This window comes from Campylobacter concisus, assembly GCF_003048675.2.
Lineage (GTDB): Bacteria > Campylobacterota > Campylobacteria > Campylobacterales > Campylobacteraceae > Campylobacter_A > Campylobacter_A concisus_F.
On the sequence record NZ_CP060707.1, the window covers coordinates 1,710,098 to 1,723,944 of the forward strand.

Below are 13,847 nucleotides of genomic sequence, written 5' to 3' on the forward strand. Positions count from 1 at the left end.
AAAAATTTGGCGGATTATATTTGCTTTTTGTAAACGAATACTAACCGCGAAAAACTCTATCATTTCCCTGCTTCATTATGTCACTCTCAAGATCAAGCTGCTCGAGGTAGGCGATTACATATTTTCTACTTAAATTTAGCGCATCCTTGGCATTTGTGACATTTACAAAGCCTTGATTTTTTATGATCCCTCTTAGCTTATCAAGTGCCATTTTTAGTGAATTTCTAGTGATAAAAAGGTTATGCTCCAGCCTTATGACCCTACCCATTGCAGTAAGTTTTTTAAGGGCATTGTCGCCACTAACCCTATCTATCTCTAGATCATCATATATATTATATGGCGCCGTTGGGGCTAGCTTGCCACTTTCTAAAATTTCATAAATTTTCTCTTCAAGCCTTACTTTTAACTTGCTAAGATCAACGCCTTTTTTGGTATAGACACCGCTATCTTTGGCGATCAAATTTGCACTTTCAAGCTCGTCAAGCGCTTTTTGGGCTAAATTTTGGCTAGCCCAAGCAAGTTTTAGGCTGATACTTTGAGCTGAAAAGACAGCAAATTCATTCTTTTCTATCATAAATTTAATGGCTGATTTTATCCGCTCAACCGCGCTTAGATCGTAGATATTTAAAGCCTTTTCATCGACAAAGACATTTGAGACTTTTTTGGCAATAGCCACGGCCTCTTCGTGGTTTAGACCAAATCTTTGATAAGAAGAGATGATGCCAAAGCCATTTTTGTGAGCCTCTTTTAAGATAGAAAATGCCTCAACAAAGTCACGCCTTAAAAGCGAGGCTAAAAAGAGAATTTTGCCAGCCTTTTTTAGTGGCTCAAGCACTGGGTTTAGCACTCTGCCACCGCCTATCACGCGCGCGTCTGAGATGAGCACAAAGGCCTCGTCAAATTTCAAAAACATATCGCTTTGAAATTTAAAGCTCACAAAGTAGCTATCATCTTTTTGGCTAAGGATTAGCACCTTTGCGGGCACGTTTTTAGCGCCCACGCAAAAGGTTACGCTTTGAGAGTGGATGAGATTTTTAGCAGTTACGACTGCATCAACCTCTCTAAATCCCCTAAAAAAGCCCTTTTTGCTAAGTAGCTGACCCTTTTTTAGCTCGCTAAGCTCTATGCCAGTTAGATTAAGCGCCACGCGGCTGCTAACTCCGGCGCTATCAACGAATTTATCGTGGCTTTGCACGCTTCTTACTAGCACCTCTTTGCCAGCGTCGTAGTTAAAAAGCTTCTCGTTTTTACTAACGCTTCCTTCTATCACAGTGCCAGTTACGACATTTCCGATACCTTTTAAGCTAAACACCCTATCGATGTAGTATCTAAAAACGCCCTCCTCATCGCGCTTTTTGGCTCTTAGCGTAAAGAGGTAGTTTCTAAGCTCATCGATGCTTGCCTTATCCTTTATGCTAACGGCAAAAATTTCTAAAATTTGCAGGTTTTTAAATTTAGAAATTTCATCTCTTATCTCTTTTTTTCTTAAATTTATAGTTGCTTCATCTACGAGATCGCATTTTGTAAGCGCTACGATTATAGATTTCACACAAAGGAGATTTAAAATTTCAAGGTGCTCCAAGCTTTGAGGCATAAGCCCGTCATTTGCCGCCACCACAAACAAGCACGCATCAAAGCCGTATGCGCCACTTATCATCGTTTTTATGAGATTTTCATGCCCTGGCACGTCGATAAATGCGATATTCTCATCATTTTTGCTTAAATTTGAAAAGCTTAGATCAATCGTTATGCCACGCTTTTTCTCCTCCTCAAGATTATCCCCTTCAAAGCCGTTTAGCTCCTTTATAAGCGCGGTTTTTCCGTGGTCGATATGCCCTGCTGTTCCTATTATTAAACTCATTTTTCTTCCGTTTCATTTATTATTTTTATTAGCGTCTCTACGTCCTCATCAAGAAGCGATCTAAGATCTAGCATAAATTTGTCATTTTCTATGCGTCCGATCACCTTTTTTTGCCTAAATTTTAGCTCGTTTAAATTTGCCTCTCCACTAAATGCAAGCGCCACGCTTGGCAACTTTTTATTTGGCATAGCACCGCCCCCTACGAAGGTTTGTGTGCGCACTATCTCAAGTGGATTTTTTAAATTTTTATTTATAAAATTTGCTAAGTTTTCAAGCTCTTTTACGCTTTTGTGAAGCAGTTTTTGCGTTGTGATAAGCTCAAATTCTTTGTTTAGATAGGCTTTTATGCTCTCAGCCAAAAGCGAGATGATCACTTTATCGACGCGAAGCATTCTTAAAAGCTGGTTTTTCCTAAGCTTTGCTATGAGCTCTTTTTTGCCGACTATTATGCCACACTGCACTGCACCAAGCAGCTTGTCACCGCTAAAGCTAACTAGCGAAACATCTTTTAAATTTTTTAGATCTGGCTCGTTTTTGTCTAAGTTAAATGGTAAATTTCCGTAAAATCCACTGCCAAGATCGAAATAATCTATCAAATTTCGCCTATTTGCTAGCTCGCTAAGCTCATTTGCCGAGCTCTCTTCGCTAAAGCCCACGATGTCAAAATTTGATCTATGAACCTTTACAAGCATCGCCGTATCTTCACTGATCGCCTCTTCGTAGTCCTTTAGCCTAGTTTTGTTTGTAGTGCCGACCTCTTTTAGGATGCAGCCTGCGTTTGCCATCACCTCTGGCACTCTAAAACTACCGCCGATCTCGACTAGCTCGCCCCTGCTAACGACCACCTCCCTGCCCTTTGCAAAGGTGTTTAGCACCAAAAATACAGCGCTTGCGTTGTTATTTACAACGATGGCGTCCTCAAAACCAAAGGCTCTTGCTATTAGCGAGCCAACGTAGTCATATCTATTGCCGCGGCTGCCTGTTTTTAGGTTGTACTCTAGGTTTGAGTAGCCCGTGATAACAGGTGTTGCTCGGCTTAAAATTTCTTTATCTATAACGCTTCTAGCAAGATTTGTGTGTATGGCAACGCCAGTTAAATTTAGCACTCTTTGAAGGCTGGCTTCGTTAAATTTATCATACTCATCTAGGATCAAATTTATTATCTCTTCGCTCTCAAAGCTAGCATTTTCATTTAAAATTTTAGCCCTAACCTCATCTAAAATTTGCCTTGCAAGCATAGTGACTAAACTCGTGTCAAGCCCCGAAAATGCTTCGTTTTTTATGATCTTATCAACTTGTGGGATATTTCTTAAATCGTTCAATTTGCGCTCCTAGTAAGTTAGTTTTACCAAGGCGTGATTTTAACATAAAAATATTATAAATTAAAACTTAGAGCAAAAAAAGAGGATATAAATTTCAGAGTCTATTAATCCCATTAATATTAGAATAAGCCCGTTTTTGATAATAGGAGAAACAATGAAAGAATTTGGCTTTTATAACGATTTTGACGATGCTTTGATGCTAAACGAGCAGATAGAGATCAACAACGAAAATGGCGACTATCTAGTCTCAAACTCTCCAAAGCTAAAAGCAAACATCATCGCACCTGAGATAAATTTCTACCTTAAAAATACCACCGCAAGCGTCTTAGAAAAAGCCAAAAATACCCTTTTACTCTACGAGGCAAGAGCGAGCGCCTTTGATATGGCAAAGGATGTGGATTACGAAAAAGAGGTCGGCAAAAATGTCGTCATTGTTAGCAACTCAGGCCGAGCAGAGCTAGCAAATTTACTAAAAGAAAATGGCTACAAAGTGATAGAGCTTACGCATTTTGAAGTCAAATTTATATACGGCGCAGCTGGCGAGCTAAGCGTTTTGGTGCTTAGAGCAAATGACGAATTTGAGGTTGATTGCGACTTTTTCTTGGTTGAAAACGCAAGGGACTATATGCTAAAACAAAGCGGCTGCTACGAAATTTCAGGGCTAAAAGATGAAAAAGTGGTTGAAATTTTAAATGCAAAAAGCCCAAAATTTAGATACAAAAGCTTTACCCAATACGACTCATCAATCTGTCAGTATCACGAGCGCAGGACTGAAATTTGCGGTCGTTGCGCCGAAGTTTGCCCAACAGTTGCTATCTTAAAAGAGGACGCGACAAAGCACCTCATCTTTTCACAGATAGATTGCACAAACTGCGGAAACTGCATCAGCGTCTGCCCTAGTGGCGCGCTCGACTACACACTAATGCCACAAAGCTCATTTGCCGCTGTGGCAAAGCTTTACAAAGGCAAGACCCCTCTTATCGTGCCTGAGGAGATGAGTCTAGATGAGCTAAATGTGAGCCTACCAGAAAATGTCCTACCTTTTGCCATCTCAGCCGCCCACTTCTTAAGCCAAACGCACTTTTTGACACTTCTTCAAGAGAGTGGCTCGAGTGTGATTTTATATAGCAAGAGCCTTGGCAAGGGCGAAAAAGACGCCATTAGCATCTTAAATCAAATTTATGAGCTTAAATTTAAAGAGACCGCTATACACCACGCAAAAGACAAGGCTAGCCTTGAAAATGCGCTAAAAAAGGCTAAACTAATTGATGGCTCACAGCATTCAATGACAGAATACGCGCTGCCAAAGAGAGAAATTTTTGCCAAAAGGCTTGAGTTTATCGTAGGAGAGAGCGATCTTGGCGTCGTAAAAAGCGGCGAGATGATAAGATATGGCGAAGTCACGATAAATGCTGATACCTGTACGCTCTGCCTTAGCTGTGTTGGAGCTTGTAACGTAAGTGCTTTGGTGGCTGACAAGAAGACAAATTCTATTTTATTTAACCCAAGCGTTTGCACCGCCTGCGGCTACTGCGAGCTAAGCTGCGCTGAGAAAAACACCATCTCACTTGAGGTCGGCAAGATCGCTCTTAAGCCTGAGTTTTTCGTTTATAGCGAGCTTGCGCATGACGAGCTATTTGCCTGCGTGGAGTGTGGAAAAGAGTTTGCGACCAAAAAAGCGGTCGAGAAGATCGCATCGATCATGCAACCACGTTTTGGCAACGACAGAGCCAAGATCAAGTCGCTTTACTGCTGCGCTGACTGCAAGGCAAAGATCATGGTGCAAGCCCAGCTAAACGCGATGAAAGAGGATTTATTAAATGGATAAAAACATCATAAAAGCAAGGTCATATTTTTACGAATTTTTAGCATATCCACTCTTTTTTCACACGAGCGATGAGGGGTTTGCGAGATGGAAAGAGCAGCTTAGCTACCTAGCGCAAAATCCTTTGAGCGAGCAAAGCGCAAAGGCGTTTGCAAATTTAGATAAATTTAGCTTTGATGAGCTTACAAGCGAGCAAAATGACGTTCTTTTTGGCTTTACAAATATCCCTTTAAGCGCCTCATTTTATGAAGAGGGTAGAGATAACGGCGCGGCTAGACTTAGGGTGATACACTGCCTAAAGCTTAGCCCATATAGGCGTGATAAGGAGCTTTGCAAGGATAGCGAGGACTATGTCGGCTTTATATTTTTGGCGATGGCAACATTTTTAAATGACGAATTTAACGGCGCAAAAAATATCAGCGACAAGCTCTTTGGCGAGACTTTAAATTTATTTATAGATGAGTTTGGCTCGCTACTTTTGGCTCATAAAAATGCAAATTTCTTCCGCTCATATGCGATCATTTTAAAAGACTTCATCGAGCTTGAAAGAGCCGTTTTAAACCTAGAAGCACCAGCCAAGCCACAAGGCGATAGCGTTGCGGTTGCTGCGCTTAAAAAAGAGCCTTATCAAAGCAAGATGCCAACTTTTAAAACTAAGCTTCACTGGGAGGAATTCTCCCCAGTCATCTCACACGAGTTTAAAGACTAAAATGGTTAAATTTGCTCTTACTCGAGCTAGGAGTAAATTTAACATCCGCTTCAATTTGTTATCTTGATATTTTATGATTATTAGCAATTTGGTAGTAAGCTTCTTTAAATTTTTTACAAAGGATTTACAATGGTAATGACACACTATATGGAGCTTTTATCGCTCAATCAACCTTACAATCTAATTCTCTTCATGGTGATACCTGTGGGGCTTACGGAGCTTTTAGTGGCGATGGAGTTTCTCACTATGTATCACATGGATAGCGGTAAAAATGCTGGCTATAAGGCTGTTGGCAAATTTGCTGGCATAGTGCTTGGGGTCTATTTTACAGCTCTTGTGATCTATTTTATGGCAAAAATTTATCCAAGTATAAAATGGCGTGGATATGCCGATGTCATCGCTGTCTACTCATATCTCATCAGCGTCATACCACTTCTTGGCATCGCGCTTTTAGAGCTAAATTTGATCTACAAAAACGCAAGCGAAAAGGCAAAGCTAAAGCTTCACTTTTTCCTACTCATATTTGCCTTGATCGTCGCACACGTCGCAATGATATTTGGCATGGTTGATCCTACCATAACTGGCTACAAGGCTGAAAACGGTGAGATGGGTATGCATATGAATATGCCAATGAACATGCCAGCAGATATGCCAATGCACGATCACCATAAGATGATGCAAAATATGGGTGAGATGCATATGAATATGATGATGCAAAATATGAGTGATGATAACTCAACTAATATGCACATGCATCACTAAATTTAAAAGCTCCAAATTTACTCTTTAGAGCTAGCTAGCAAGATCTCTCTAGGTCTTGCCTCAAGCTCTTTTATCTGCGTATCTTTGGGATTTATAGCGATCCTTTTAAATTTCTCCAGCCTGCTATCAAGCCCACCTTGTCCGCTCACGCTTTTAACGACCTCGTTGAAGTTATCATTTATCGATCTCACCGAGTTTCCAAGCCTATTTAGCTTCTCAGCGACGGTGCAAAATTTCTCATAAATTTCATTTGCACTCTTTAATATCTCTTTTGCCTCTTTGTTGCCATTTTCCATACGCCATAAATTTGCCACCACACGAAGTAGCGGCATGAGCGTCGTGTGCGAGACCAGCACCACTTTTTTCTCATAGCCGTAGTTAAACAAATTTGGATCAAATTTCAAAGCCTCCAAAAATGCCGGCTCAACTGGCACAAACATCAGCACAAAATCAGGGCTTTTCACAAGCAATGAGTAGTCTTTTTTAGCTAGCTCGTCGATGTGCTTTTTTATTGAGGCGATGTGCTCGCCAAGGGCTAGTTTGCTCTGCGCCGGGTCAGCCGCCGCAACCGCCTTTTCGTAGGCATGGAGTGAGACTTTGCTGTCTATTATCATCTGTTTGTCGTCTGGGAAATTTATGACAAAGTCAGGTATGAGCTTTTTGCCGCTTATGTCAAAACTCTCTTGCGTCACGTAGTGCGTGCCCTTTTCTAGTCCAGCAGCCTCAAGTGTGCGCTCAAGCTGCATCTCGCCCCAGTTACCAAGGACCTTGTTGCTGCCTTTTAGTGCCGTGCTTAGCGAGTTTGCCTCTTTTGACATATTTTTGCCAAGCTCGACCACCTCTTTTAACTGCGCGCTAAGCTCGCCTGCGCTCTTTTGCGAGTCGCTGTGGGCGTCATTTACCCTCTTTTCAAAGCTTGTTATCTTCTCCCCAAGTGGCGTTAGCAAGAGCTCAAGCGACTCTTTGCTGTTTTTTGAGAAATTTGCGCTTTTTTCTTCAAATATCTTATTTGCAAGGTTTGCAAACTCTAAATTTAGCTCGTTTTTTACCTTTTTTAAATTCTCTTCTTGCGATCTTAAGATATTTTCTTTTGCCTCGATATCGCTTTTTAGTGCGACGATAGCGCGTTTTAGCTCGTTTTCACTCTCGTTTGATCTTTTTAGCTCGTCCTCTTTTGTGTCAAGCTCGTTTTGCAAATTTAAAGATAGCGTTTTTGCCATCTCAGCCATCTTTGTCTGGCTGCCAAGCTCCTCGTTTAGGCACCTTAGCTCACGCTCTAGCTCGTCCTCTTTTTCATCTTTTTGTCTGAGTGAAATTTTATACTCGTCTAAATTTTTAGCTAGCTCATCTATCTTGTCACTACTTGCTTCAAGCTTTGCTCTTTGCTCGATATTTAGCCGCTCACTATCTTTTAGCTCATCTTGTAAATTTTCTAAAGCTTCTCTTTGCTTTGCATTTTTCAAATTTGCACTTATCAAAAAAGCTGTTAGCATCACGCAAATAAGCGCAAGAGCTGCCACCAAAATATATAAATTTTCTATCGTTAGCACTAAAATTTCCTTTTAAATTTTGGCTTTATTATATTTGAAAATTTGTAAAAGAGTTGTGAAAGGGATAGTTCGTGACAAAATAGGAGAGGTAAATTTTACTCTACAAATATGTCCAGTCGCGCAGTAAAGCAAGGTTAAAAATTTAATAAATTTAGGCGAAGTATTTTTCGCTTAGACAAGGCGAAATTCAATTTTTAAGCGGAGCGTATTGTTAAATTTAAATGCCACAAAGTCTCTGATGAAGTATCGTGAGATGGATTTTGGGCTTTGCATCCCCAAGGGTCGCAACTGCTAGCAGAAGCGAAGGAATTTTTATCCCAAGACTAAACAGATAGTTTTTCAAGGTATTAAATTTAATAAATTTAGGTGTAGGATTTTTCGCTTAGACGAGGCGAAATTCGATTTTTAAGCGGAGCGTGTTATTAAAAATTTAAATACCACAAAGTCTTTAACGAAGTATCGTGAGATGAATTTTGGGGTTGCGAAGAAATTTTCATCCCAAGACTAGACAAATAGTCTGTCGAAGGGTGAAAATTTCAAGCTCTGCAAAATACACTCACGAGACAAATCTAAATTTAAACTTCGTATCTTTCGCCGGGTTTCATTTCTATCATCTCCCACGGCAAACCCTGCTTATTTAGCTCGTCCATGAAAGGTTTTGCGTCAAAATTCTCCATATTAAAGACGCCTTTGCCACTCCAGATGCCTTTTGCGACCATTAGCGAGCCGATCATCGCTGGCACGCCCGTGGTGTAGCTAACAGCCTGTGCGCCGGTCTCAGCGTAGCAAGCCTCGTGGTCGCAGACGTTGTAGATATAGACTTGGCGCTCTTTGCCATCTTTTAGCCCACGTATCACGCAGCCGATGTTTGTTTTGCCTTTTGTACGAGGACCAAGGCTTGCAGGGTCGGGCAGCAGGGTCTTTAAAAACTGGATCGGCACGATTTTCATGCCGTTATGCTCGACCTCGTCTATGCGCAGCATTCCCACGTTTTCTAGGCACTTCATGTGAGTTAGGTAGCTTTGTCCAAAGGTCATGAAAAAGCGAATTCTCTTTAGCCCTTTGATGTTTTTAACTAAGCTCTCTAGCTCCTCGTGATAGAGTAGATAGCTATCTTTTACGCCTACTTTTGGGTAGTCCCACTTAAACATTATCTCCATCGGCTTTGTCTCGATCCACTTGCCAGCCTCCCAGTAGCGGCCATTTGCGCTAACTTCGCGTAAATTTATCTCTGGGTTGAAATTTGTCGCAAATGGATATCCGTGATCGCCAGCGTTGCAGTCTAGGATGTCGATCTCGTGGATCTCGTCAAATAAATTTTGCTGTGCATAGGCGCAAAATACGTTTGTCACTCCTGGGTCAAAGCCAGAGCCAAGAAGCGCCATGGTGCCAGCGTTTTTGAAGTCGGCGTCCTTCGCCCACTGAAGCTTGTATTCAAATTTTGCGGTGTCTGGGTGCTCGTAGTTTGCAGTGTCGATGTAAGGTATGCCAGCCTTTACGCAAGCGTCCATAAGGGTTAGGTCTTGATACGGCAGCGCGACATTTAGTAGCAGATCGGCCTTTGTTTGTTTGATGAGCTCCACTACGGCCGCTGTGTCGTCAGCGTCGATCTGCGCGGTGTTTATCTGCACGCCAAGGCGATCTTTTATAAATTTAGCGATCGCGTCGCACTTGCTTTTTGTGCGGCTTGCTAGGGTGATATTTGTAAAAACGTCCGAGTTCATCGCACATTTTACGGTTGCGACTTGGCTAACGCCACCTGCTCCGATGATTAAGATATTTGACATTTTTGGCTCCTTAAAATTTTAGTGATTTTAGCAAAGTTAATATAAATTTCTAGCTTCAAAAGGTAAAATGAGCCAAATTTTAAAGGTAAAAAGATGAAGAAAATTTTGCCATTTTTAGCGCCTATTTGCCTCTTTGCAAGTAGCTGCGACAAGCTGGTGCAAGAGAGCGTAAATGAGTTTTATAAAAACGATAGAAATTTAGCTCGCGCTATAAATTTAGCCGAGCAAGCGACTGATGTCTGCTTAAAAGAGGGCAACACCGAGCAGGCGATCACTTCGCTCATAAATGGCGCCAGCATTTGCCTAGTAAATAAAGAGCCACAAAAGGCGTTAGGGCTCTCACAAAGATCCATAGAACTCGCGGCAAACGTTAGTGACAAACTACTGCTAGCACGCTCTTATCAAAACATAGGCGCAGCAAAAAAGGCGCTAGGCAAATATGACGAAGCGCTTGCTAATTTTCAAGAAGCTCAAAAAATTTATGACGTCACGCCAAATACCCCAATGCGCGACAGGCTGCTTTGCATAAAGTCCATCGGTAACGCCTACTACATGAAAAATGACTTTGCAAATGCCTACGACAAGCACATTTTAGCGTTAAATTTGCTTGATATCACACCAGAGTTAAGTGGCAACGAGCTTGTGCGATCAGAGCTGTTAATAGAAGTCGCTAACGACCTAGTAAAACTTGAGCAAAAGGACGAAGCTGCCAAAAACTACAAAGAAGTATTTGAAATTTTAAAAGGCAAGGAGCAAAACCCTCGTACGCTGGGTCTTTTGGAGCGAGCCAGCAAGGGGCTAAAGGAGCTTAACTAAAGTTTTTCTTTAGGCTCTTTAATACGAAATTTGCAAGTTCAAGCCCCTTTGAGCGGTGAGAAATTTTGAGCTTTGTCTCGTTATCTAGCTCGCCAAGCGTCTTTGTAAAGCCATCTGGGATAAAGAGTGCGTCGTAGCCAAAGCCGTTTGTGCCGCGCTCCTCATCTATCGCCTCGCCATACATAAAGCCATGCGCCGTGTAGTCGCCAAATTTTGAGCTGATAGCGATACAGGCGGTGTAGTGAGCTGGTGAGCTCTTTAAATTTAACGCCTTTAGCTTGCTAATTAGCTTTGCTCTATTGTTTGCGTCATTTGCGTTTTTGCCGCACACTTTGCCATTTTCATCAAGGTCAAAGTAGCGCGCTGAGTAGATCCCTGGCTCACCACCAAGTGCATCAACGCTGATGCCGCTATCATCGCTAAGTGAGACAAATTCGTCCTCAAGCCCCTGCTCTTTAAGCTTTGCAAAAACTGCTTTTGACTTTATGAGTGCATTTGCTTGAAAGCTGCTACCATCTTCAACGATCTCAAATGGCTTCACAACCTCGCTTAGTGCGTAAATTTCATAGCCTTTTAAAAACTCTTTTATCTCTTTTACTTTGTCTAAATTTGATGTCGCAAGCACGATTTTCATCGAAAAACTCCTTGATTTTTGGGCGTATTTTACAAAAAAGTAGATTAAATTTTTAAATTTAAATTAGTGTTAAAATGATAAACTTAGTCCTTTTAAAAACAAGGGAAAATTTATGTTAAAAAGCGTTTTGCCACTATCTTTTATCGTAGCTAGCAGATTTTTTGGACTTTTCATAGTCTTACCGGTGCTTAGCCTTTATGCACTAAATTTAAGCGGCGCAAATGAGTTTTTAGTCGGGCTAATAGTAGGCGTCTATGCGATCTCACAGATGATATTTCAAGTGCCTTTTGGCGCTCTTTCAGACAAGATCGGCCGCAAAAAAGCGCTAACCATCGGCCTTTTGATATTTGTGGCTGGCTCTATCGTCTGCGCGCTGGCAAGTGAAATTTACACGATGCTTTTTGGTAGATTTTTACAAGGTGTAGGAGCCGTGGGAGCTGTGGCAACAGCGATGATAAGCGACTTTGTAACAGAAGAAAACCGCTCAAAAGCCATGGCGATCATGGGCGCTTTTATAGGGCTTAGTTTTACGCTTTCGATGGTGCTTGGACCGCTTCTTGCCAAGGACTACGGGCTTTCAAGCCTCTTTTATCTAAGTGCCGCTCTTAGCTTGCTTTGCGTCGTGCTACTCTACACCGTCGTGCCAAAAGAGATAAAAGTGAGCGCAAAGGCCGAAAAGGTGCCATTTGGCAAGCTATTTTTACAAAAAGACTACATGATCATAAATTTCACCTCTTTCATGCAAAAGATGCTCACAAGCATCGCATTTTTAGTGATCCCGATCGTTTTAGTAAAAGAGTATGGCTATGAGAGCAGCGAGCTTTACAAGGTCTATACGCTTGGCGCTGTGCTTGGCTTTTTAGCTATGGGGTTAGCTGGCGCTTTGGGCGATGGCAAGGGGCTTAGCAAGGTCATCTTGATAGCCGGCACGCTGCTTTTTGCCCTAACCTATGCCATTTTTGCCTTTAGCTTTACGAAATTTATCTTTGTGGTTGGCATCGCGATATTTTTTATAGGCTTCAACCTTCACGAGCCCATCATGCAATCAACCGCTACGAAATTTGTAAAATCCTCACAAAAAGGCACCGCTCTTGGCATCTTTAACTCATTTGGCTACTTTGGAAGCTTCGTTGGGGGCGCGTTTGGCGGATACATCATGCACACCTTTGACTTTAAAGTGCTTGCCATCGTCTGCGTGGTGCTTTGCGTGATCTGGCTTGTTTTGCTATTTAGCCTTAGTGATCCAAGAATCTTTAAAAATATCTACCTAAGCCCAGAAGCGAGCCTAAATTTAGAGCTTCTAAACAGCCAAAAAGGTGTGGTGGATTATTACAAAAACGAGAAAAATCAAGTGGTCAAATTTGACTCCCGCCTAACAAGCGAGGCGGCTTTAAAAGAGAGCTTGAAGTTTTGATCTACGACGTCGTCATCGTTGGTGCTGGCGCTAGCGGGCTCTTTTTAGGGGCAAATTTAAATGGCAAAAAGGTTGCCATTTTAGAGAAAAACGGCAGCGCTGGCAAAAAGATCTTAGCAAGCGGTGGTGGCAGATGCAACATCACAAACCGCTTTGTAAGCGCTAAAAACTACCTTGGCGAGCAGAAATTTATAGAGCAAATTTTAAAAGTGCTAAGCCCTGATCAGGTTTTGAGATTTTTTAGTGAGCTTAAATTTAGCGAGCAAAAGCAAAATCAATTTTTTTGTGATAGCGGCGCAAAGAGCGTTTTGAGCCTGCTTTTAAAAAGGCAAAATGCAGATATTTTTTATAACAAAGAGGTTCTTGGCGCCAAAAAAGTAGATGAAATTTTTGAAATTTTGACAAAAGATGAGAAATTTAGAGCTAGAAATTTGGTCATCGCAAGTGGCGGACTAAGCTACAAAGCCCTTGGTGCAAGCGATATTGGCTACAAGGTAGCTAGCGAATTTGGCCTTGAGCTCTCAATGCCTGCCCCTGCTCTTGTTGGCTTTAGCGTGCAAAAAGATGAGTTTTGGTTTAAAGAGCTTAGCGGTGTTAGTCTAAGCGCAGATGTAGTGATAAATACCAAAAATGAGAGCCATAAATTTAGTGGCGATGTGCTTTTTACGCATAGAGGCATAAGTGGTCCAGCGATACTAAACGCCTCACTCTTTTGGCAAAAGGGTCGAATTTGCATAAATTTTTTGCCTAAATTTAGTGAGAAAAATTTAGTAAATGGCAAAAAGCAGCTTAGCTCAGTTTTGCCATTGCCAAAGAGATTTGTGCTGGAGTTTTTAAGAAATTTTGGTTTAAAAGATAGAGCTTATTATGAATTTAGCGATGATGAAAAAAATATCATAAAAAGGCTTTTTACTTACGAATTTGCTCCAGCTGGGACATTTGGCTTTGAAAGGGCTGAAGTTACAAAAGGTGGTGTAAAAACTAATTTTTTAGATGAAAATTTAGAGTGCAAAAGCGTAAAAGGGCTTTACTTTATAGGAGAAGTTTTAGATATCACTGGTATGCTTGGTGGATACAACTTGCATCTTGCCTTTGCAAGTGCTCTAAAGGTAGCTAGCGCTTTAAAAAATAACCAATCAAATAGAATTGAAATTTAGCTAGTGGCAG

At 41.4% G+C, this 13,847-nt stretch carries 11 protein-coding genes; 6 read left to right on the forward strand and 5 right to left on the reverse strand.

The genetic code is table 11. From position 1 onward, the window contains the following. Nucleotides 1-40: 40 nt before the first annotated feature. Together selB and selA are read right to left on the reverse strand one after the other, a co-directional pair. Nucleotides 41-1,861: a selenocysteine-specific translation elongation factor gene (gene selB / locus CVT00_RS08550; RefSeq protein ID WP_107914807.1), complete on the reverse strand. Its 1,821-nt coding sequence runs from the start codon at nt 1,859-1,861 to the stop codon at nt 41-43. Then, nucleotides 1,858-3,183, reverse strand: a complete 1,326-nt coding sequence (gene selA, locus CVT00_RS08555) for an L-seryl-tRNA(Sec) selenium transferase (protein WP_107914809.1) — start codon at nt 3,181-3,183, stop codon at nt 1,858-1,860. The genes selB and selA overlap by 4 nt, the downstream gene beginning before the upstream one ends. Nucleotides 3,184-3,337: 154 nt before the next feature. On the opposite strand from selA, the gene CVT00_RS08560 reads away from it, so the two are divergent. From CVT00_RS08560 to CVT00_RS08570, 3 genes are all read left to right on the forward strand, one after another. Next, nucleotides 3,338-5,011, forward strand: coding sequence for a 4Fe-4S binding protein (locus CVT00_RS08560; RefSeq protein WP_107914811.1), 1,674 nt, complete (start codon nt 3,338-3,340; stop codon nt 5,009-5,011). Beyond that, nucleotides 5,004-5,717 (forward strand): TorD/DmsD family molecular chaperone, encoded by a 714-nt coding sequence (locus CVT00_RS08565; protein ID WP_107914813.1) that lies wholly within the window; start codon nt 5,004-5,006, stop codon nt 5,715-5,717. The genes CVT00_RS08560 and CVT00_RS08565 overlap by 8 nt, the downstream gene beginning before the upstream one ends. A gap of 129 nt (nt 5,718-5,846) precedes the next feature. Then, the gene (locus CVT00_RS08570; protein WP_072593896.1) at nt 5,847-6,479 is read left to right on the forward strand and encodes a DUF6803 family protein; all 633 of its coding nucleotides are present in this window, start codon (nt 5,847-5,849) and stop codon (nt 6,477-6,479) included. Nucleotides 6,480-6,496: 17 nt separating this feature from the next. Here the strand turns inward: CVT00_RS08570 and rmuC are convergent, their stop codons facing one another. Beyond that, complete coding sequence (gene rmuC / locus CVT00_RS08575) at nt 6,497-8,029, reverse strand: DNA recombination protein RmuC (protein WP_107914815.1); 1,533 nt, start codon at nt 8,027-8,029, stop codon at nt 6,497-6,499. Between the two features lie 575 nt (nt 8,030-8,604). After that, the gene (locus tag CVT00_RS08580; protein WP_107914817.1) at nt 8,605-9,816 is read right to left on the reverse strand and encodes a saccharopine dehydrogenase family protein; all 1,212 of its coding nucleotides are present in this window, start codon (nt 9,814-9,816) and stop codon (nt 8,605-8,607) included. A gap of 93 nt (nt 9,817-9,909) precedes the next feature. Between CVT00_RS08580 and CVT00_RS08585 the strand changes: the two genes are divergently transcribed. Next, a complete protein-coding gene (locus tag CVT00_RS08585) occupies nt 9,910-10,632 on the forward strand; it encodes a tetratricopeptide repeat protein (RefSeq protein WP_107914819.1) in 723 nt (240 codons plus the stop codon). Here CVT00_RS08585 and CVT00_RS08590 read toward each other — a convergent pair. Next, complete coding sequence (locus tag CVT00_RS08590) at nt 10,625-11,266, reverse strand: non-canonical purine NTP pyrophosphatase (protein WP_107914821.1); 642 nt, start codon at nt 11,264-11,266, stop codon at nt 10,625-10,627. The genes CVT00_RS08585 and CVT00_RS08590 overlap by 8 nt on opposite strands. A gap of 112 nt (nt 11,267-11,378) precedes the next feature. Between CVT00_RS08590 and CVT00_RS08595 the strand changes: the two genes are divergently transcribed. Beyond that, a complete protein-coding gene (locus CVT00_RS08595; RefSeq protein WP_107914823.1) occupies nt 11,379-12,680 on the forward strand; it encodes an MFS transporter in 1,302 nt (433 codons plus the stop codon). Further along, nucleotides 12,677-13,837: an NAD(P)/FAD-dependent oxidoreductase gene (locus CVT00_RS08600; protein WP_107914825.1), complete on the forward strand. Its 1,161-nt coding sequence runs from the start codon at nt 12,677-12,679 to the stop codon at nt 13,835-13,837. Before CVT00_RS08595 ends, CVT00_RS08600 begins: the two co-directional genes overlap by 4 nt. Nucleotides 13,838-13,847: the final 10 nt, after the last annotated feature.

Coding starts and splice junctions, on each gene's coding strand:
- selB (WP_107914807.1), bottom strand. CDS start 1,861: ATGAGTTTAATAATAGGAACAGCAGGGCATATCGACCACGGAAAAACC.
- CVT00_RS08560 (WP_107914811.1), top strand. CDS start 3,338: ATGAAAGAATTTGGCTTTTATAACGATTTTGACGATGCTTTGATGCTA.
- CVT00_RS08565 (WP_107914813.1), top strand. CDS start 5,004: ATGGATAAAAACATCATAAAAGCAAGGTCATATTTTTACGAATTTTTA.
- CVT00_RS08570 (WP_072593896.1), top strand. CDS start 5,847: ATGGTAATGACACACTATATGGAGCTTTTATCGCTCAATCAACCTTAC.
- CVT00_RS08580 (WP_107914817.1), bottom strand. CDS start 9,816: ATGTCAAATATCTTAATCATCGGAGCAGGTGGCGTTAGCCAAGTCGCA.
- CVT00_RS08585 (WP_107914819.1), top strand. CDS start 9,910: ATGAAGAAAATTTTGCCATTTTTAGCGCCTATTTGCCTCTTTGCAAGT.
- CVT00_RS08590 (WP_107914821.1), bottom strand. CDS start 11,266: ATGAAAATCGTGCTTGCGACATCAAATTTAGACAAAGTAAAAGAGATA.
- CVT00_RS08595 (WP_107914823.1), top strand. CDS start 11,379: ATGTTAAAAAGCGTTTTGCCACTATCTTTTATCGTAGCTAGCAGATTT.